20 protein-coding genes and 1 pseudogene are annotated in these 20,734 nt (G+C 42.7%); 6 read left to right on the forward strand and 15 right to left on the reverse strand.

Translation table 11 applies throughout. The features are described 5' to 3' along the window. Window positions 1-90 precede the first annotated feature (90 nt). Window positions 91-675, forward strand: coding sequence for a LysE family translocator (locus ACN0RF_RS09870; protein ID WP_417438862.1), 585 nt, complete (start codon window positions 91-93; stop codon window positions 673-675). Window positions 676-1,064: 389 nt separating this feature from the next. Here the strand turns inward: ACN0RF_RS09870 and ACN0RF_RS09875 are convergent, their stop codons facing one another. From ACN0RF_RS09875 to ACN0RF_RS09895, 5 genes are all read right to left on the reverse strand, one after another. Then, window positions 1,065-1,778: a hypothetical protein gene (locus tag ACN0RF_RS09875; protein ID WP_417438863.1), complete on the reverse strand. Its 714-nt coding sequence runs from the start codon at window positions 1,776-1,778 to the stop codon at window positions 1,065-1,067. A gap of 166 nt (window positions 1,779-1,944) precedes the next feature. Beyond that, window positions 1,945-2,421: a hypothetical protein gene (locus ACN0RF_RS09880; RefSeq protein ID WP_417438864.1), complete on the reverse strand. Its 477-nt coding sequence runs from the start codon at window positions 2,419-2,421 to the stop codon at window positions 1,945-1,947. Window positions 2,422-2,516: 95 nt separating this feature from the next. Next, window positions 2,517-3,509: a hypothetical protein gene (locus tag ACN0RF_RS09885; protein ID WP_417438865.1), complete on the reverse strand. Its 993-nt coding sequence runs from the start codon at window positions 3,507-3,509 to the stop codon at window positions 2,517-2,519. A gap of 115 nt (window positions 3,510-3,624) precedes the next feature. Continuing rightward, window positions 3,625-4,173, reverse strand: coding sequence for a hypothetical protein (locus ACN0RF_RS09890; protein WP_417438866.1), 549 nt, complete (start codon window positions 4,171-4,173; stop codon window positions 3,625-3,627). A 459-nt stretch (window positions 4,174-4,632) separates the two neighbouring features. Continuing rightward, window positions 4,633-5,768 (reverse strand): IS3 family transposase gene (locus tag ACN0RF_RS09895; protein ID WP_417438867.1). Its coding sequence is split into 2 segments (ribosomal slippage): window positions 4,633-5,525 and window positions 5,525-5,768, totalling 1,137 coding nucleotides; the frame shifts between segments, so codons are not numbered across the junction. Window positions 5,769-5,980: 212 nt separating this feature from the next. Between ACN0RF_RS09895 and ACN0RF_RS09900 the strand changes: the two genes are divergently transcribed. Genes ACN0RF_RS09900 through ACN0RF_RS09910 form a run of 3 tightly spaced genes read left to right on the forward strand, consistent with a single transcriptional unit; the run spans window position 5,981 to window position 7,927 of the window. Next, window positions 5,981-6,340: a hypothetical protein gene (locus tag ACN0RF_RS09900; RefSeq protein ID WP_417438868.1), complete on the forward strand. Its 360-nt coding sequence runs from the start codon at window positions 5,981-5,983 to the stop codon at window positions 6,338-6,340. Continuing rightward, complete coding sequence (locus tag ACN0RF_RS09905; RefSeq protein WP_417438869.1) at window positions 6,337-7,284, forward strand: hypothetical protein; 948 nt, start codon at window positions 6,337-6,339, stop codon at window positions 7,282-7,284. Before ACN0RF_RS09900 ends, ACN0RF_RS09905 begins: the two co-directional genes overlap by 4 nt. Then, complete coding sequence (locus ACN0RF_RS09910) at window positions 7,274-7,927, forward strand: hypothetical protein (protein ID WP_417438870.1); 654 nt, start codon at window positions 7,274-7,276, stop codon at window positions 7,925-7,927. Before ACN0RF_RS09905 ends, ACN0RF_RS09910 begins: the two co-directional genes overlap by 11 nt. Window positions 7,928-8,065: 138 nt before the next feature. Here ACN0RF_RS09910 and ACN0RF_RS09915 read toward each other — a convergent pair whose 3' ends face one another. Further along, entirely contained in the window at window positions 8,066-8,503 is a 438-nt protein-coding gene (locus ACN0RF_RS09915; protein WP_417438871.1) for a hypothetical protein, read from the reverse strand. A gap of 515 nt (window positions 8,504-9,018) precedes the next feature. Beyond that, complete coding sequence (locus ACN0RF_RS09920) at window positions 9,019-9,729, reverse strand: hypothetical protein (protein WP_417438872.1); 711 nt, start codon at window positions 9,727-9,729, stop codon at window positions 9,019-9,021. A 594-nt stretch (window positions 9,730-10,323) separates the two neighbouring features. Here ACN0RF_RS09920 and ACN0RF_RS09925 point away from each other — a divergent pair. Next, window positions 10,324-10,830, forward strand: coding sequence for a Panacea domain-containing protein (locus ACN0RF_RS09925; protein WP_417438873.1), 507 nt, complete (start codon window positions 10,324-10,326; stop codon window positions 10,828-10,830). A 42-nt stretch (window positions 10,831-10,872) separates the two neighbouring features. Further along, window positions 10,873-11,343, forward strand: a complete 471-nt coding sequence (locus ACN0RF_RS09930; protein ID WP_417438874.1) for a hypothetical protein — start codon at window positions 10,873-10,875, stop codon at window positions 11,341-11,343. Window positions 11,344-11,439: 96 nt separating this feature from the next. Here the strand turns inward: ACN0RF_RS09930 and ACN0RF_RS09935 are convergent, their stop codons facing one another. The 8 genes and pseudogenes from ACN0RF_RS09935 to ACN0RF_RS09970 all read right to left on the reverse strand — a co-directional run bounded on the left by ACN0RF_RS09935 (window position 11,440) and on the right by ACN0RF_RS09970 (window position 20,734). Further along, window positions 11,440-11,868, reverse strand: a complete 429-nt coding sequence (locus tag ACN0RF_RS09935; protein WP_417438875.1) for a hypothetical protein — start codon at window positions 11,866-11,868, stop codon at window positions 11,440-11,442. A gap of 16 nt (window positions 11,869-11,884) precedes the next feature. Continuing rightward, window positions 11,885-12,529 (reverse strand): hypothetical protein, encoded by a 645-nt coding sequence (locus ACN0RF_RS09940; protein WP_417438876.1) that lies wholly within the window; start codon window positions 12,527-12,529, stop codon window positions 11,885-11,887. Continuing rightward, window positions 12,481-12,636 (reverse strand): annotated as a pseudogene (locus ACN0RF_RS09945) (IS3 family transposase); the annotation flags it as partial. The pseudogene ACN0RF_RS09945 and the gene ACN0RF_RS09940, both read right to left, overlap by 49 nt. A gap of 187 nt (window positions 12,637-12,823) precedes the next feature. Then, complete coding sequence (locus ACN0RF_RS09950; protein ID WP_417438877.1) at window positions 12,824-17,128, reverse strand: hypothetical protein; 4,305 nt, start codon at window positions 17,126-17,128, stop codon at window positions 12,824-12,826. Window positions 17,129-17,215: 87 nt separating this feature from the next. Then, window positions 17,216-17,467 carry a hypothetical protein gene (locus tag ACN0RF_RS09955; protein ID WP_417438878.1) on the reverse strand — a complete coding sequence of 84 codons (252 nt, stop codon included), beginning with the start codon at window positions 17,465-17,467 and terminating at the stop codon, window positions 17,216-17,218. A 12-nt stretch (window positions 17,468-17,479) separates the two neighbouring features. Beyond that, window positions 17,480-18,190 carry a hypothetical protein gene (locus ACN0RF_RS09960; RefSeq protein WP_417438879.1) on the reverse strand — a complete coding sequence of 237 codons (711 nt, stop codon included), beginning with the start codon at window positions 18,188-18,190 and terminating at the stop codon, window positions 17,480-17,482. 273 nt (window positions 18,191-18,463) lie between these two features. Beyond that, window positions 18,464-19,324, reverse strand: coding sequence for an HNH endonuclease (locus tag ACN0RF_RS09965; protein WP_417438880.1), 861 nt, complete (start codon window positions 19,322-19,324; stop codon window positions 18,464-18,466). A gap of 6 nt (window positions 19,325-19,330) precedes the next feature. Next, on the reverse strand, window positions 19,331-20,734 hold the full coding sequence (locus ACN0RF_RS09970) for an AAA family ATPase (RefSeq protein ID WP_417438881.1): 1,404 nt from the start codon (window positions 20,732-20,734) through the stop codon (window positions 19,331-19,333).

The following is a 20,734-nucleotide window of genomic DNA, read 5'->3' on the forward strand; positions in this document are numbered from 1 at the left end:
AATTTTCTACCTTAGTGGCAATAAAAGCACAAAATTTCATAGTATTCCAGTTATTCTATGCGCCATATCTTACTGGAAAAGGTTGCTGTCATGGATCAGTCATTACTGGCGCTTTTGCTGTTCGCTTTCGTTTCTACCTTTACACCCGGCCCTAATAACATGATGTTGATGGCCTCGGGTGCCAACGTAGGCTTTAGACGGACTATCCCCCATATGTTGGGTGTTATCTTTGGCTTTGGCCTTATGATTTTTTTAGTGGGACTGGGTTTAGCCGAGGTTTTTAAGACTTTCCCTAAAATTCATGATGCGCTGCGCGTGATTTGTGGCGTGTTTCTAGTTTACATTGCATTAAAAATTGCGCGTAGTCGTCCGCAAGTGGAGAGCGCTTCATATCAGCCGATGACGTTCTCGGCCGCTGTTTTATTTCAATGGATAAATCCAAAAGGTTGGACGATGGCTTTATCGGCGGTGAGCCTTTATAACCCGACAGCAAGTTTGTTTGGACTGACTTTGGTCACACTGGCGTTTATATTTGTGAATATGCCTTCCGCCTCTATTTGGGCGTACGCAGGCAAGAAAATCAGTCGAGTGTTAAAGCAGGAATTGCACATGCGCCTTTTTAACTGGAGTATGGCGTTGATCTTGGTCTGCTCTACTTTGCCGATGCTGGTTTAATGGTCTGCGGTTTTCAGTAGTAGTATATAGAGATAACTTACGGCAGAAAATTGCTTATTTTGCTGCAGACCCATCCTCGGAGATGCTCGAAAAAAATTAATGATTTCTCGGAAACAATAGAGAAGCCCCGCTGAAGATTAAACCGTACGTAGCTAAAGCGCCAATGTCCGCTGTTGGCACAAAGCGGAACTAACCCGTATAAACGCTCTCCCTGAAAGTTACCTGTGAAGTGACAATATAGTTTGTACATTAAATAAAAAAATGACAATAAAGTTTGCACACTGAGTGGAGAGTAACACTAACTTCTTTGTTGACTGTTAAGTGCCAGGAGCGGACCTTCAGTAACGCTGCGTTTACCGGCTTGTCTAGTGCAACGACTTGTTAAAAGTTTACCTAGAAGGGCCACCCCGATATGGGCTTGACTCATCATCTTCGGGTGATGGTTTGCTATTTTTAGGTTCAGGCGATTTACTAAGACTCAGTTTGTTCGAGAACTCAATAAGCTCAGCTACAGTTGAAAAAATTCTTAAGTCTACCCCATGTTCAGGGTCAAAAGTTAAATGGACTCCATAAAAACTAGAATCCCCATCATCACCTGCGATATTTGATAGTTCGTTTATGTATGCCTCAAAACTCTCATTACTTACCCCAGCTTTAATATCTAAGAAATCATCAACAAACTCCGGTATCCACCTTTCATTATTACCATCAAAATGCTTATTAAATAACGCGCAGACCGTAGGAAGGTATGTATCAATTTTCACCCTAAGCCTATTGTCTTTTGAGTTCTCAAGCCGCCAAGCAATGAAGTGAGCATTTAGTGAATTAGAAAGGTTAGCATCGCTTATGATGTTGCATAGTTTATTTCTTAATGGTTTTCGTGACTCTGATGATATTTCAGATTTAAACTCTTTAAATTCTATAAGTATATTTTTAGCATTAACCCCTGCAAAATAGTCGGCATATTTCCTATCTTGACTTCCATTAAATGCGCCGTAAGCATAGGGAAACTCAGCGCCAAATTTTCTACCTATCTTAAACTTTAAATGCTCAACAAATGCTTGCTGAACTTGAGCTTCACCTATTTTAGTTTTAGGCTCCATATATATCCCTATTTTCTGTAAGTTTAACGTCTAGCGTCACTTGCAAGCTAGACTACCTTGTAACGTCAGAAAGTCCAATGTCTGCTTTTCGCTCACAGCAGACTGTCAGGTTAGTGCCAGGAGCGGACGTTGACGTCGGCAGCAGAGGTGCGAGCTTGCGAGCATCCTACTGACTGCCTTTGTTAAGCGAGCTTCTTATCTCTTCCAACTCTAAATTCAGCTCTTCCAGTTTTCCTTCTTTGTCGATATCTGTATCAATTGGTGAAGTTACGCTTGCCGCTTTAATGAAAAAATAAAATGCGCCAATGAAGCCAACAACTCCAAAAGTTGGGATGACGGACATGGTCACCAAACCTAGTGTAAGCCAGATCAATCCTTTGATGAGCTCACGATGTGCAGCATATATAAGAGCCGAGAAATATGTAGAACGTTCTGCACCTTCAGAAGTTAACGCCTTATACTTAGTTACCTGATATATAAGGAGTCTCTTCTTAGAAACAAGCGATCGCTTAGCATACTTGGCGTTCAGTTTACCGTAAGCAAGTGGCGCATATTTCAAAATAAGCCAAAACAAAAAAGCCCCAACGACGCTTTGAAATACTGGCTTCCACCATTCATTAAAAATCTCTTGAATTTCTACCAAAGTACCTATCCTTAATTTTCGCTTAACGCCGCGCTCTGCGGCAAATTTGGAACGCAGCGGAAAATTTGTCCGACAGCAGCGCCTTGTTACGTTTTTTAGTACAGATCCACGCTATCGATTTCGCATTCCGCACTACTTATTTTTGCGCTCGTGACCTCTTGATAAGACCCAAATGAAAAGTTGAAATTAAGAGTTTCGCTATCACTATCGTGAGCATAGAGATCGTGAGACTCATCTCCATAACTTGAGTCTGATTGAGTTGAATACGTGTTTCTACCCTTATATTCAATCTCAACTGTGCACTCGACTTCAACGTCTAGGTATGCACCGCCGCTATAATCGGTGTTTACTTCATAGTTAAGCGAAACGTCACAATCATTATAATAATTACCAGAATAGCTTTCGTTACAATCAATATCGCCCCCAGTAATTTCAACACAAACTTCAGCGTTTGTTTTGTACTCTGTATCGCAGTCGTCACCACTTACGCCCTGAGCTCTTCGACGCTGCATTTCAGCAATAGCGGCTTTTTCCAACTCAATTTGCCTTTGAAGCTCTTGCTGTGTCATAGCCTTGCATGAGCTTCCAACTTTCTTGAAACCTCGATTACATTTCCAGCCACTACCATAAATGTCGATACTCGCGTTTTCGGGAACTTGAACTTTTACACATTTATTGCCGAACTTGTAATAGCCCCTATTGCACTTCCAGCCACTGCCGTAAACATCAATCCCCGCGTTTTCAGGAACTTGAACCTTTACACAGGTATTGCCTGATTTGTAATAGCCCCTATTGCACTTCCAGCCACTACCGTAAACATCAATGCCTGCGTTTTTAGGGACTTGAACCTCTACACAGGTGTTGCCTGATTTGTAATAGCCCCTATTACACTTCCAGCCACTGCCGTAAACATCAAGACCAGCATTTTCTGGTATTTGAACTTTTTCGCATTTATTGCCTGACTTGTAATATCCTCGATCACACTTCCAACCACTGCCGTATGGATTCTCTGAAGCATGCTCTGGAAGACTTTGAGACCAGGATAGAGACGCGAAGCACATGCAAAAAATTATTAATAATATTCTCATCTATGTCTCATTAAACATAACGCCGTGTTAAGCGGCAAACAAAGGTTGGCTATAATTAGCGAAGAATGAGCGCAAGCCAACCTTTATGCGTCCGCCCTTAAATACTTTGTTATATTCACTTATTAGGATTAAAACCAAGAACACCGATAAGAAAGCTATCGTTTAACTCACGATGAATACGGGAAACTTCATTATGAATTTTTTGTCCTTTAAGCTCTGCAATTGGCTTTTGTTTTAATAGGAAATCCATCACTTCAAACATATCTTTTAAGCAGGTTTTGTTTGAAATAAGCTTTGTCTTTTTGAAGTTATATATTTCCATATTTATAGAAATAGGCAGCGCAGCAATTTGCAAATTTTTCTTTAAGAGCTCACTAGCGCCAGGAGAATTAAGAATGGAACATACAGTTTTATAGACACTTTCTAAGTTGTTTAAATATACATCAGCATCTTTTTCGGCTTTAAACTTGGAATCGCCCTCAACTTCTTCGAGGTTATCTTGCGTTACAAGAGCCTTAGTTGCGAAATAGTATTGCATTACCGCAACAAACAACCTCTTTGTAGCCTCTCCGTACCTATTCCCGATAGTTAACTTAGCCGTTAAATAGGCAACTATTAGTGAAGCGATGATTGAAGCTAAGACTGACAAATTAAATGCTTCCAATGATGAATTCTCCTGTGAATATAACATTTGTATATTGTGCGTGCGCATTTAGAAGCTCGTCCAATTGCTAGTCTTCTGTTCTTGACTTACTGATCAAGCAAGCATTCCTGATTTGAAAGGTTCCGAGCTAGAAAAGGCAATTTGAGCATGCTCAGTTACACTCTATAGGGCTCACAATATCCAACCTTTATTTTTGTTATGTTATTGACATTAAACGACTTAAATACACAATACAACAAAGTGCGCAATATTTCCGAAGTGAAGTTGCCGTGTATCGCTAGCGACATCCACTCTTACTAATAACGGGACGTCTAGTCACTAGTTGGAGTAAGCTGAAAGTCAGAAGGTCTGTTTCTCGCTCGTTGCTGAACTTCGGTTTCGTGCCAACAGCGGACGTTGAGCTTCTCTTTCGTAGATTCCAATTTGGAATGCCCCCAGTATCATTGACACCCTGACGCCTCAAAATGAGGCTTGCTCAAACTGCTCGGGGCTGATGCCACCGAGGTGACTATGTCGCCGTTTCCGGTTGTAGAATACTTCAATGTAATCAAAAATGTCAGCTCGCGCTAATTCTCGCGTTTTATAGACCCGTTTTTTAACCCGCTCTTTCTTTAAACTACTAAAGAAAGACTCTGCAACGGCGTTATCCCAACAGTTAGCCCGACGACTCATGCTGGGCTCTAAGTTATTAGACTTACAAAACCGGAACCAATCATCGCTTCCGTATTGTGACCCCTGATCAGAATGCACTAATACTGAGGAGGTCGGTTTTCGACGCCACACAGCCATCAACAGAGCGTCTAGAACAATTTCTTTAGCGAGACTAGGCTTCATCGACCATCCAACAATATTACGGGCGTAAAGATCCATGACAACCGCAAGAAAAAGCCAGCCCTGCCAAGTCCGGATATAGGTAATATCAGTTACCCAGGCTTGATTAGGTCGTGCCACGGTGAATTCCCGCTGTAATAGGTTAGGAGTCACAATAGCTGGCCGGCCGGCTCCGTATCGAAATCTCTTATATCCCCTTGAGGCCTTGATATTATGTGCATTCATAATTTTTAAAACACGATTTTTACCAACCGACTCGCCGAGCTCGCACAAATCCAAATGAATGCGCCGATAGCCGTAAACACCGCAACTGGCGCTATGCGAATCTTTTATTAAGGGGAGCAACCGACGATCTTCCAAGGCACGATCAGATAACGGTTTATCGATCCAGAAATAGAAACCTGCACGCGCAACCTCAAGAACTCGACACATCAAAGCAATCGAATGAATGCGCCGATGCTCATTGATGAACTGGTACTTTACTCTGGCTGGCTTGCAAAGTACCTTGCGGCCTTTTTTAGAATGTCCCGCTCTTCCTCAGTACGTTTTAGGTCTGAACGTAGTTTCAGTATTTCTTTTTTAGCCTCTATCAGTTCATCGTCCTTTTGCTTGGAGGGGGTCGGGTTGGCTGCTTTTACCCACTTATAGAGACTGTGTTGAGATACCCCCAAGTTCGCAGAAACTTCAGCAACGGTGTACCCTCGTTCTATCACTTGACGGACTGCTTCATCCTTAAATTCTGGACTGTATCGTTGGTTGTTCATAAACTTTCCTCCTATGCTCAAATAATAGTCAGGAATTGTCTATGATTCTCGGTCCACTCCAATTGGAATGGTTCAGTGTCTAGTAAACTAGTACCGACTCAGTTAATCTTGACAGCCTAGACTATGAGCATAACAAGAGCTGTATAGTTAATTGGAAAAATAGGACGCAAGTTTTCATTCAGTGGGTATTAAATACTAAAGGATTTATAGACATGCTATGCCATCAAACTAAACCTTTTATCTTAAATTTTGCAACCAAGCGAGAACTCTCACAGTCTCCGGAAATTGGTGGTTTTTACTCGGAACAAGCTGATATGTGGTTCGATGCAGAGTCCATGATGCCGGCAATTGATTCATTAGCGTTCAACAGTGCGGAGCTAAATACAAAGACGAAAGTCGATGTTGAGAGAGACGATGAAAGTCCATACGCCCTCGAAATGATGACTAAGACCAAGGTGCATGAAGAGAGTGACGATACCGATTTAAGATCCTGCATCTTGAATAGTTTACTAACGAAAACTGACGTGGCGCAAGAAAAGGACGATAACTCGATGAGTCCTTATGACCTATGATTCTTTTGGTCACGAATAAGAGGGATATTACGACCGACTATATTGTCCGTGAATTGCGTAAAAGAGAAGTCGACTACTATCGGTTAAATACAGAGTCATTAGCGAATTACGAATGCTCTATTGGCTATGAAAACATGGATGATTGGCGGATTGGGTACATTAACGGCAGCCAGGTTCAATCTGCCTATTTTCGAAGACCTTCCTCCCCTGAGTATACAAACTCATCAGAGACCAGTGAAAATGAATACATTGCATCAGAATGGTTGGCTTTTTTAAAAAGTATTTACGCTCGACTCGAAGGTAAGTGGTTCAACTCACCAGTATCGATAGCACTTGCAGAAGATAAGCCGAAGCAATTGCTCTTAGCGAAGGAAGCGCGCTTCAGAGTACCCAACGGTTTAATTACTAACGTTGCTAACGATATTATTCAGAAAACAGGGAGCAATGGGCTTATCATTAAGCCTGTAAGGCAAGGTCTAATCGAAGGTAAAGATGACAAGGTGATTTTTACCAGCAGAATCCCTGAAGTAAACACTGCACATGCTTCAGCTATTTCCCAGGTTCCCTCAATTTTTCAACAAGAAATCATTAAGAAGTTCGATGTAAGAGTTACTGTGGTTGGAAAGCAGATTTTTCCAGTCGCAATTTGGTCGCAGGATGCAGAGCAAACGAGAGTAGATTGGCGTAAAGGAGGGAGGATAGATTTGCGTCATCAAGTTATCGAACTACCGACAGGCGTAGCTGCATCATGTATTGAGCTAACATCAAAGTTAAATTTGAAGTTTGGCGCTATTGACCTGATATGTGATCAAGAAGATAACTATTGGTTTTTGGAAATAAATCCAAACGGACAATGGGCGTGGATTGAGAATCAGACAAATTTACCCATCGCTTCTACAATCGTAGATGAGTTAGTTGCCTGTCGGAGAAAACATGAACTTTGATTTATTATGGCCAAGACTATCAGGTAAATCAGATGACGAATCATTAAAGAGAGATCTTGAATTAATAAAGAAAGCTGATCCCGGTGACTTTGTTGATGTCGCGCTAGGCGAAGCTCGGAGGCTTTACGATCAAGAGCAACAACGAAGGTCCTCTGCTGACAGTAAGGGTGGACTATATCTTGGTGTCGCTACAGCTTTCCTCGCGTCACTAATCACATTGTCTCCATTAGCAATCGATATTATTGGGAGATCAGAATCTGGTCTGTATTCGGCACTGTCGTGGCTAATGGTTATAACGATGGGCATATCAGCTATTGTTGCGTTTCGTTGTATTCTCTGGGCAAAACACGCATTGAAAGTAGCAGCCTTTCGAACTATGAGCTGGAGAGATTTACTCAATGTTGGTGATGAAAAAGTTGAGCTGACCTTATTTCGTGACACTCTGAAATGTCTGCGTCACAATTATGTGGCGACGAATGAGAAAGTGACGAATGTGAAAATGGCGGAAGCACTTTTAAAAAGTGCGTGGTTTTGGCTAATCCTAAGCCTTCTTGTAAGACTTTTTTATCACCTAATAGAGGGCAGCCCGAGTGGCTCTGAAACTATCATCAATGTAATTAGCATCTGTTCTGAGATGGCGTGAATGGACTTCCCAGATTTTGCTAGACAAATTTAACCTTTACAATGTAACTAAAATGAGAGGTGTTTATGAGAAAAGGAAAACGTTGCCTCGTCTAAATATACATACGTACTTTTACTACGGTCCTTGTCAGTTGCTGACTCAAGCTTCATTTTCAAACCACAAGTATCCTAAAAACCTTGTCGAATCGTTATGAATAGCAAGGAATAGTTCTGACGCCTCTTTCTCAATTTTTAACAAACGTTCGTCAAGAGAAGCAGCTTGCCATTCTTGATAACCATTGTGTGCATCTATACAGGATGCAATAGCTTTATGACTTAGGAAGTTTCGTTCATCTTTGAACTTGTTGAGGCGTTTAACCAACTCTTGATTATCGGAAAACTTCTTAAATTCAGTAATTAGCCTTTCGAGAGAGTGGTTTTGAAAATCGTCGCCGGACATTCCAAAGGGCATACGGTCACCCAGACGTTTTTTTATGAGGGCGACAGCGTGAGCTAAATAGAGCTTCAACTCCATCTCTACCATCTGACATCCTGATAGCGCTCTCGAAACCTTGAGGAAAAACTCGTCTTGCTCCATATGCCCTCTAAACAGCTAACCTTTGAATATTGTGCGTGTGTTCTTCGTAACTCGTTCCATTTTTAGTTGCCGCATATTAAGTTGCTGCTCAAATGAGCATTCTGAGAGGTTTTGAGTTAACAAAAATCAACATGAGCAAGCTAGCTTACCTTTTAAGGGGCGTACAATACTAAATTTTAGTTTTTCTTTATGTAATTGACACTAAACGACCTAAATACGCAAAACAACAACAAAACGTGCAATGTTGATGAGGCAAGCGTGCCGTACATCGTTAGCAACATTCCCACTTAACAATAGCAGGCCGGTTAATCTCTAAATTGAAGTAGAAAAAAGTCTTAAAAAGGCTAATGATTCGCTCTTCGTTTGTTGCTGAACTTCGGTTTCGTGCCAAGAGAGGACTTTAAATTTTACTCTCCGCGCCTCCATCTGCGACAACTCAGGCTTTAGAGAACTAGTGGCGATTCAGTCATATTAGTGAGCCCTGCGTTCCTGTGCTTCCTCCTTGATAAGATACGTTACTCATTTATGGAGGAATCAATCCTCTGTACCCAAAGGTTTTTAAATTTATGAGCACTGATAACGTGTTTTATATTATCCATCAGCGTATAACCGATCGCAGAAAAAATAGCTCCAAGCATAAGTAAAGGCACCAGAATACTGTCTAAAAAGTGCTCTCCTTCAATCGAAAATAACTCCCTTATCAACAAACTAAAAAAACCGGACAGAGAGAAGGAAATACAAATAAGGGCACCAACTAAAAATGTGAGACTAAGCCTTTGGAGAGAGATTGAAGCTTTTTTAATACTCCAAACTTTATTAGACTTGGCTGTTGGAGCTATTAAAGCTTGCCGCCCCCTTGCGTAAGCCTCAACAGTCGTCAGAGGAAAACGTAAACGTGAAACTTCATCCTCCCCTAGTTCATCGACAAAAACATATCTGGCGTCATAGGCCTCCCAAATTTGCTCTTTTAGAGATCGTATCAACGCAGTATCAGAACTACGGATTATAAAATCATTGATTTCTTCCGAGTCTGCACTTTTCATAGCTTCCAATGAGGCTATTCGAAATTTATGATGTTCACGCTTTTTCTTTTTCGGATCCCAATCCGCAAGTAATTTTCGAAATCTGAAGAAAGCAAAGACTGCTATTGAGGTTCCAAGGACTATTATTGCAACATCTGAACCAATGAAATCAGTTTCTTTTATCAAGTTTAGTAATGTATTCAACAACCTATTCCCTTTGAAGCTGGAGTGATTTAGCTCGCTTATATCTATTTACATTAGTAGAGTATTTTAATAAATATTCTACAATCGTTTAATAAGGTTAGATACTCAATTCACTTAAATTTGAGGGGGCCCTGACAGTTTCCTCGTCAAAAAATAACGAACACACATTGCGTTGCACTGAAAGATTTAACTCACAGCTCCTAGCGGCTTGAAGGTTCGATGCCAATAGCAGAGATTGGTATTTTTACGAATAACAAATTTGAACTGGTTCTTTGGTGAGCCGTGTCTAAAAAACTCCTCACCGCGTTAAGCATTTTACTGTCATTGAAAAAGTGTAAATCGCAAAAAAGTAAGGGTGGCTTACCATGCGGACACTCCAATTTCATATCAGGTGGCAAGAGAGCAGAAAAATTATAAAGCAATTTAGAATCAATAAGTTATAGAGGACTCTATGTTGCACATTGACTTCTTGTGTTAATTTCTCGTTAACAAAGCTAAGCTATTTTTTTATTTCTCTTTATTTTTTTCATGTCAACCTCTATCATGTGCGGTGAACACAACTTTTCCTTTTATGTTAATTTTCTTATGAGCATTATGAATAAAGAGAGCATTTCAAGAATACTTGAAGCCTTCGCTTACATAGCGGAGCGCGCTCCTGCGCACAAGAAAAATATGTATAACGTGCTAAAGGTATTCTACCTTGCTGATAAGCTCCATATGGAGCGTTATGGTCGCTTTATCTTTGATGAAAGTTACTCGGCAATGGAAAAAGGACCAGTTCCGTCAACAGCTTATGATCTGATTAAAAATATCGGAAAGGGTAAAGAGCTACCATTCTCAGTTGAGTCGCCAGTGAAGTTAGGTTCAAATTATATTGTTACTGCAAAAAGACAAGCAGATGAAGATCTTTTTAGCGGTTCTGATCTGCTATGCATGGACGAAGTTATTCAGCTAAGTGAGAATGAAGATTTAGGTGACCTTAGTCACGACGAGGCATGGAAAAGGGCAGGACGCAATAACTTCATGCCTGTTGAAGCTATCCTATCAACGCTTCAAAATAGCAAAGCACTATTAGAGCTTCACCATAATAGACACCCTTGATCGTAATTAGGTGCCAGGGAAGAGTACGAGCAAGGGAAATAAATGCCAGCCAGTCAAAGTCCATTTGCCAAATTAATAGAAAATAATCTGAGAGTAGGCGCGGTACTTCACAAGCACTGCGATTTCACGACTCCACCCAAAAATAAATTCTTGGTTGTAGCATCACTTGAGCCTAGGTTACTAGTGTTATTGATTAACTCGGAAATAAATCAGTTTTATTTTCAGGAAGGATTAGATCACTTCCATGTTCCTTTACCCGAAGCTGAGCACAAATTTTTAGCACATGATTCTTATGCAAGTTGCATCGAAGCTCATACTGCATTTGATTGCAGCCAAATTAGGCAAGAAGTTCTTAATGACTATGTGAATGTTTTTAAAGGTTGGCTGACTGATGAATGCTTGGAAGCGGTATACCACGCAGTTAAAGGCAATAACATGATTCGTAAAGGTCATCAAAAGGAAATAATCGCTTCTATCGAAGGCCAGCTAACACATCTTCACACCGCCTTTTAGGTTCCAAATTTCAACGTAATCTCCTCTCAATCGGATAAATAGGCGTCCGCCGGAGGGTCTTCCGGCCTAGAACGAACTGAAACAATTAGTTAGACCCTATTTTCCGGCAAAACCCGAGTGTAAGGCTTTCGTTTCTTCGACGACCAGGTCCAGACACTCTGTCAGTTCGTCTTCAAGGTAGAAAAACTCTCCATGCTTTTTCTGTACGACCTCCTTGTCATATATAGTGCCCATGACGATGATTAGCGACTCATGCGCCACATGGTTTCTTTGAGCTCTAAGCTTATTCAGACGTTCCAGTAACTCCCGATTGCCATTGAGCTTTCCAAAAACATTCAGCAGCCTCTCAAGAGGGAAATTCTCAACATCGGCTACTGAATAATCGAAATGCATACGTCCATTCAGAGACAGGCCGATAAGCTCATAGGCTCTCCCGATGTACAGCTTCAGTGTCAACTCCAGTAACTGGAAATTACTCAGAATCCGGAGTGTCATAGCTTTGTAGGATTCGCGAACATCTGCCATTCTTGTGTCTAACCCCTCAATCAGCCAACGCGTTAGAGGTCGGCTGCATTGACTTATTAACTCTTATTGCTTTGATAGTCGTAACCATTGTTTTGGCGGCTTCTTTTAACTTACTACGCTTTGATACGTAGTTTTCATCTTTATTTGATGTGGTCTCTAACTCGACAAATAACAATGATTTGGTAGCTAAATATGTTTCAGGAAAGAACTTTCTATTGGACTCAAGAAAAGCCATGCCGGATATTACGATCCCTCTAAACTCTCCGCGAGATGTGTAATCAAATTTCTCTAGCTTCGGCCATGACTCTAGCAATTTATCTGCTTCAAGCCTTGCATTCATTAATGCTCGATTCTCTGCCTCAAGATTATGTGTTTCTACCCATGAATACGCAGCAACAACTGTGCTAATAACTGAAATTAATAATAACGCATAAGTTAGAGGCTTTTCTTTGTGCTTATAAAGCTGGAAAGCCAGGCCGAATAAGCTCGCTAGCGACGCAATTGTTGTAAAAATAGCTATACCCATGCAAGCTCCTTGAGGGTAAAGAAAATTAAAGCCGCGCTCTGCGGGAAGTTTGTCCGACAGCAACGCTTTGTTAAAAGTTGTCACGGCTAATCCACGAAGCCACAGCGAACAAATAGGCAATGATACTGGGGGCATTCCACTCCGTAACGCTTCTCGTACTCTACTGGTGATAGTAAATTATTGTAACCATGTTTTTGTTTGCTGTTATAAAACATCTCGATGTAATCGAAGATATGACTTTGGTAAGTAAGGTCAGGCTTAGGGAGAAATCCTATTCAATACTTTTAAACGATTGAGAAGTAAAATTTTTCACGAAAGCCTTATAATTCAATACTGACGTTAGAACAAGCGCCATGTAAACCTCTTTCTAATCGTCACAGGTAGCACATATTGCTTCAAAGAGGTGTTCGGCTAGCTCGCTCAAACTACTTATTTAACGTTAGCCTCAGTGGATAACCTGGGACGCAAATCAAGAAGATGTACATGAATATAGGTATCACTTCCCAGAGCCTGTTGAACTCTGTCAGACTCAGCAATAAGCAACGATAACAACTGATCTGCTTTGATCTTGTGTTTCTCAACTGGATGATGCCATTGGCGATCTTTCGTAAGAGTTATCAGCAAAGCTCCAGCCCTACAGTGTTCAGCCGCCATATATTTTCTGACCAATTGCCCTTCAATTGTATCTAGCAGCTCTTTCGCAGAGCGATTTGCATTACCCAGCTTGAGTTCAATCACAGCTTCATGTTTCGACAGAACAGAACGCAGACGTATATCGGTTTCCTTCTCGTCAGCCGTTACCGCCTCTTGGTCGACAGTGTAAAGTGAATTTGCGGCGCGCTTAAGTTCTCGCGCAATTACTCGACGCATTATCTTCTCATCTGATATTAACGCCCAAGCTTCTCTCGGTGAATCGTCGTGTAGTAAAAGTTCATCAAGATCAGATAACCGATCCTTCAATAACGCAAACATGGCTTCATTCGTTGAAGCTGGAGCTTCACCAGTTCTATCAAGATCTACTGCTTGAGCTTCATCAAATGTATCAGCATCGATCTCTAGTGCCCAATTCTCTGCTGCCACAGCCAAAATGCGATCCTTGAAATGAGCGCACAAAGGATCTGCAGCCATTTCTATCTTGGCGGCCAAGCCCTCATTTCCTCTCGCGTCAAGCAATGCGCTTACAATGCTATTGCGCGCCTGTTCTGCGTTGTCTCTAGTGTCGGGTGAATAGGACCCTTCGTGGTGCGCATCGTCCTGTATTCGAACGTGGCGATAGGCCAAACGAAGAAGCCTGAGCAGTAATTGCGGCGTTAATCGTTCGTCACGCAAACTAATTCCGTCTTGGTCATTCCCAAAGAGTTTGGCTAGCCATGTCACAGCGTCCGATCGCTTAGAAGGTTCAACTCTCTTAACTAGGTCAGTTAGCCGTTCGATCCCCTCCTGCGGTTCAATCTGCATTAAGGTGGACAACCAAACAAGGCGCATCGAAAACGGCAATTGTTGCTCCAACCTCTGGAGTGCCTGTTCTTGAAGTTTCTTAATTTCCGCAGCATTGCCATGCTTAATGATAATCCGTGTGGCTTGCCGAACCCTTCCGGCCATTCCGCTAGTGTCATCGCCACCATTAATATCCTCCCCACCGTCATCTAGCCAGGACTCCAGTCGCGGTAAAAATAAACAGGCAACCCTTTCAGGCGCATATTCAACTACTTGAAGTAGATTCAAAGAGCCTTGTTCACTTGACGACCGGTTCAGCTGCCACGAAAACTCATTTCCAAGCGTCCTGTCCACAGCTTTTGGATGTGTGTCTACGAGGTCCTCGAGCCACTTAGGCAGGCCGTTTAGTTCAATTGGAGCGTAACGCGCGGCTAGCTCAGCTTCGGCATCGCTGAGTTTAGCTTCCCAGCCTGGGGCCTCCGCTTCAGCGTAGATCGCGGCCAGACCAAGTTGCCAACGTACAAGAAATGTATTGCGCTCGCCTTCGGACCTTTCGCTGGGAAAAGTTGGATGGTCATCACGCCAGATCTTCATCAGCACCCGGCGAAGCTTGTCGGCCGTGTCTTGATTGAATTGCTCTTCAATGAATCGCCGGTTCCAGCCTGATGCTCTACTGTCTGCACCATCATGACTCATAGCGCGCCACAAGTTCCAAGCTGTGTTCCAGCTTTGCTCCGTCGAAAATGCTTTTTCAGGCTGGTTGGCAACTTCTCGCCAGAACTGAATCCAGCTCGCGCGGCTCTTGGCCTTACGCCGCTCTTCCTGCTTCTTTTTTTCAGCCTGCTCCTTTTCCCAATGAAGATGCTCTTTTTCGTATTTCGATGGCTTCAGCCAGTCGTCAAGTCTTTGCACGAATGAAGGTTCATCCACTATGAGGGACCTAAGTCCCTCATAGTGTTTTCTCCTTGTATCACGATCCGGCGACAGACGGATGGCTGCCTCCAAGAGCATTGCGCGTTCATCCGCATCCCGGGTCGTGTCTCCAAGCGCTTCGCTCACCCAAGTCAGATCCCGGTCCGGTCTTAGCTGAACCGGTCCATCGTGGATAGTGAGTTCTGCGAGCCGTCTCCAAGGATCTTTGATTTCATGGAGCGACTGCAGCAAAGCGTCCTCAACCCAGAAAAGACGCTCATTGTCCTCTGCTTTCAGATTGATGAGCTGTTTGCGAAGTGATTTGATCGATTCGTCGTTATAATGGTCTTGGTGGTGTAATCGCAATGCGACTACACTAGCATGAAGCCACTGATCGTCTTGGCTTATATCCAAGCCGCGTTTACATGTTGCTGCGAGTGCTTCACTGAGATGTGCCCGATCACTGGTAATATGCGGCCACTCTTTTCGCCATGTAAGCCCCTCTGAGACAAGCGCAAGGAAGCCGTTACGAAGTTCCTCAAGGTCAGGGAACTCAAGAGACGACCTTGCTATCAGAATTGGAAGTTGCCAATTAAAGTCGCCTATATTTCGCTTCCCTTGCTTTATCCATCTAAGGGTCCGACAAAGCTGCTCAACCGACATGTACTTTGGAAAAAGGCGTAGTATGGCACCGCATGCTACTCTATCAGGCCAGAGATAATCACCATCAGCTATACAGACAGAAATGCTTTCTAATCTCTCGTCAGCGAGTGCGACTAACGCGTCAATAGCCATTATACGTTCGACCGCAGTTGCTGAAATGTCCTGAGTTATATCGAATACGATATCTGCACAAGCTTCTATGCGACCAGCTTCTATAAGGCTGATGAGAACTTCTCGCACATCCGGATTCTCTACCCCACAACGCCAAATCCTTTCAACTTCTTTTGCCAGCCCATTCGACGCAAATCGATGGACCTGAATGTGAGGAACCTGAAGGCCTCTCCACCCACCAGGGCCGTAACGTTCAGCGTAGGCGTAAAGAGCTTGATTTCGCTGCGTCTGCGTTAACGACTCTGGATCGCCTTCATTTAGAAGTACAGCAGGCTCATGGTCCCGCAAGAGTTCAAATATCCCGTTTTCTTTCAAGGCTAACCATCCAGCGACTGGCCGCTTGGACGGCTTAACGATCATTTTGCTTTTGGTCTCAGCGAAGATAATCCGCTTGAGGGCTCGAAACGGCATGCCATGTTTTCTAAGCGCTATTAGCCGCTCGGTAGCAAGATACTCCGCGACCGAACGATGATGAAAACGCACTCTGCCATATGAAGCGAAACCAAATAGCGGACGCTCCAGCAGTGCCTTTCGTTCGTTCGGTTGCCAATCGGATAGGATTACCGCGGGATCAAGAGCTGCCTCTTCGTTAATAGCATCGGACTCTGCACTATGACGAATAGTTAGACGACGTGTCATCTGAACTGCAAGCGCGAGTCGGCTAGCTCCCTCAATTGCCTTGTCGACAGACAATTCCGCTGGTTCAGGTCTGTATTCGCGAGGAAGTAACTTCACACGAACATTCGTATCGACCTGATCGTGATGTGTTCGGATGCGTTTATGCTTACTCCAGTCTGCGCATAACTCAATAAGATCCTGAGGTCTGCGTGCAAACTCTAGGGCATTTCGACGTAGTAAGTCTTCAAAAAGAAGGTCAGGATGGCTCACTCCCTCATGCCGACAAAAATCGACTATCTGCTCGTCCGACAGCGGCATTAAGCCTACAGACCGCCAATCGGGCGATTCATTTGGGTTGCTATTGTTATGTTGCTCCCGATGCTCACGCATTGCGATCTTTGCAAATGCATCTTCATTGGATTCCGAAGACGGAGCTGGAGGAACAGGTAATACACTTCGGACCAGCTGTTCGTCGAAGGGGATTGGTCGTGACGTGATGACGATTCGCGCCCGGTGAAGTTGACCTCCAATACGCTTTTTCAGTCGCTTAAGCGCGCGTTCAAACGAACCCATCGTCAATTTTAGTTCATCAATCGAGTCCAAAAAAAATGTCGCTATTTCATACTGTGAGGCAAGCCAAGCATCCAAGCGGGCTTCTTCGTCTACATCTAACAGGCTGACAAGGTCTTCTGTTGCCAATGCGGCTAATTCAACGAAGAATGCAGGCTCTCCCTCATCCCAAAGGCGCTTTGACTGTTTACGGCATTCGTAGGTTTTTCCTGCCCCAGCCTCGGAAACTATCAGTATACGTTTTGACTGAAGCAAATCATCCCATGTATTTCCCCGTGACCAGCCCAATCCGACTAAAAAAGACTGTTCGTCGGCATCGGTGACCTTCCCTTCAGGAATATCATTGAAAATCCGTTCTACCATGCTTTTAATGCCACCTATCAGGTTGTCTGTCTATCTTTGAATAAACGAGATACCCAGAGATTGAATAGCGATTAGCTTACTAGAAACTCATTCGCCCCTTTTAAGCTCACTCATTTTGACTCGGATCTTATCAAAGCAGTCCTCACAAAAATCATAGCTGAATACTTCACCATCATGCTTTGAGCCATAACCGAATTCAGCAGTTAACCGGGCAAACGAAGAGAATTCATCTAATCTGTCCAGGTTGTTCTTTTGAAATTCGGGTACCACGCTTTGACCACAAATGTCGCACTTAATATCGACAACGACCTTCGTAGTCTTTTGGGCTTTCTTTCTCATGGTGTTACCTTTTTACTTATTGATTTGTTCATAGCCATCGCCAACTTTTATAAATATCCTTCTTTTTACCTCAAAGGGTTTATCAATAAGCGCCTGAACCGGCACAATATCGCTTATGTCGGAAATATCACCAATGTTCAGTTCAAGTGCTCCTTTTGAATTTAAGCACTGCTTGTGAACGCCAAAAGAAATCCTAAATTCCATCTGCCATGAATATTTACAATCTTTTGTATACAAGCCGATGGGACCAGAATAATTCTCTAATGGTTTATAATCGACCAAGCCATAGCCGTCATCTAAAAGCTTAGAGCTAAATGTACCAGGTAGCTTTTTTATTGCTTTGTTTATCCGGTATGAAAACTCGCTCGGCTTGTTTATAAGTAAAACATGCGAACCGAAATCGAGAAATCGCTTATCAAAGTGTATTTTTCCATCAATTTCATTGGGGATTAAGCCATCTTCATTGTCAGCAAAAGCCCCCATGCAAAATAGCATTGTATTTTCAGGTCTTGGAAAGTGGGCAGTAAGAACTGCATCAGAGCCTAAATCAACTTCCTCATCATTAACTTTGATAGATAACGTGGCGTAACCCGAGGGGGTATTTCCTGCTCGCAATATTCCATATACTTTCTCTAACCCATCGGCTCGTAAAGCCAGACTCTCCTCACCTTCTAAATTTGAAAAGTACTCAAGACTATTCATGTAGAGCAGGCCTTTCTGCATCTTCAAAAGCCTGTCAATTGAGGCTACTTTGAAAAGTAACCAAAAGTCCTTCCTGGGTGGCTTCGCGATAAAATTGTGAGGTGTATTTGCAGTTTTCATATGACCCAAAATCTAGATTAAAACCCAGTTTCATCCTATCAGCTCGTAGGTTTTTAGCTAAGATTTTTAATGGGTCAAGAGGGACTTTTTCTGCCCCGTTATCACGGACGGTTAAAAATCGGGGTAGAACCCCAGTTTGCTGAAATTTTAGGGAAAATCTAAATCGACACGAGTTCACTCATACCCACCATCACAATACCATTCGCTCTGCGCTAGCGCCTGAAATAAGGCGGCTTTCCATGAGTTAGCATCCACACAGGCATACTTTTCGAACTGGTCTTGTAAATGTTGCTTGATATAGCCCCTGCCCATTTCGTTTTTATATTTGCTTAAAATACCTGTGAGGCAAGATAGCTCATCAGCTGCCTCTATACCGTATCTTTTTTCTAAAGAGTAGCTTTCAAAATGCGCTAGAACTCTCGCTTTGGAGACAGGGTCCCAATTTTCCGGTGGGTTAACGAAGTATCGAATGGACGGAGGGTCAGAGCGTGAAACCTCAGCATATAACCACTGTTCATTGATTATCTGATTGGATTCGAAATACGGGTGTAACGTTTGTGTTTCTGCAGATATAGCTACAATATCTCTTTTACCAGTGTTGCAGTCTTTACATGCGGGAACTAGATTTAGAGGAGTGACCGAAAAAATGGGGTATTTTGATTTGGGTAGGTAGTGATCTAATGTGGACGCATAGCCTAGAGCACATAAAGGGCACCTACCGTTGGGAGCCTTGGATAGTATTTTGTCATAGACCTCTCTACCGGGTCTGTTGATTCGAGCTACCTGGTTTGAATAAAGCTCTTTTAGTTCTTCCTTGGTAACATTCCCTACAACTATGTCATTGTTATCAGAGTTATCTGCTGGAATTCTGTATAGCTCTTTTACGCTACCTAGCTGGGCATAGTTATATGAAGCCTGTCCAATGCTTGGTGAAACTTCCTCAAGCCTGCCACAAAGTTGCTCATCTCGGTATCCACGAGCACATCTCTGGAAGAAAGCCTCAGCATTATCAACTGGCGGTATTATTGTTCTCATAATTTGCTAGTTTTTATCTCTACTGTTTATCAAGGAGCGGAGCAACGCTTTACCTTCAAACCCGATTTGTCCGTTGAACGAGGTCTCAATTTGCTCATACGACTGACCTTTCGATACTAGTGAATTAAATAGTTCTAAATATCCTGATTTAGAGACTTCTAGCCCGAAAACGTCTCTAGTTAAGCGACCAACATTCTCTGCGAAAGTTTCTATCTCTGGTCGGGAAATATCAAATATGCCTCTCTTTCGCCTTATAACGGAAACACATAATTGCGGAACTTCTTGTAAGACTACAGGAGAATGCGTAGCGACTATAGCGACGCCGTTTCTGTTTAAAAGTAAGTCTGATAACGCTCGTGTGAATGCGGACAAAAGTGGCGGATGCAAGTGACTTTCTGGCTCATCAAGAAAAACTATAGTTTTTTCTTCAACTGACTCAACGAGCTTAGTCATTGTAAGCAAGACTATTGAATGGCCAGAGCTCATTCGATGAAAAATAGAGTATGCTTGCTGGTTAAAGCGGGTACGATCTTGTTTGTATAAATCAACAAGTTGATTTAACTGCATCTCTTCAAAGTTTAAGTCCGACTCGAGTTTTTTTATTGCCTCTAACCAGCGGGCCTCTTTAGCAGACAAGGATAAGCACCTATCTAGGCTAATAACGAAGTCGGAAGCTAGTTCATTTTTTGTTTTCAGGCTCCGCGTCTCTGCATTGGAGTCTTTATTGGTTTTTTGAAGACCAATATATTTGTACCTCATGCCGCCCGAGGAGCTTTGCTGGTCCTCGGGCGGTTCGAAGGCGTCAAAAGCGCTAAAAGATACAGATACTACCCCGGCAAAATAATCCTCATCTAGTTTAGTTTCTAACGGAAGAAAGTTGCCATTACTATAAAATGCACCAGGAATCTTGGCCTCATCTTCCTCCCTAGCTAACAATGAACTGAGCATATTATTTATGAGCGTTGTCTTCCCCACACCATTTCGGCCGATTAATATATGAACGTTTGAGCTTGGCATTGACTTAGGTTCTACCTGAAAGGAGAGTTCGACTGCTGAAAAGCCCCCGCTAGCAGCTTGTTTATATGAGAAATCGTACTCACTCAAAGCTGCGTCGCCCTTAATAATTCTTTGGAACTGATTAGAGATCGTCGAATGGTTTACCATTCTCATTAAAGATGTATTAAATGAATCTTCACTTTCGACGTGTTTAAGTAATTCGGGGTAATAAATCACGTCTCTTAACGCGGTTAGGGTGTATTGAGCAAGCTCTTGAGGAACTTCCTCCATTAGAGCTTTGTAATAATCTGCGTCCTGGCCTAATGAAAAGAAACTCTCTGGAAGTTGCTCGAAATGGCTTTCGATGCTTTCTGCTGTTGCTCCTTCCTTTTGTCCAAAAAAGCCAATTTTCAC

Source organism: Idiomarina sp., assembly GCF_048260185.1.
Lineage (GTDB): Bacteria > Pseudomonadota > Gammaproteobacteria > Enterobacterales > Alteromonadaceae > Idiomarina.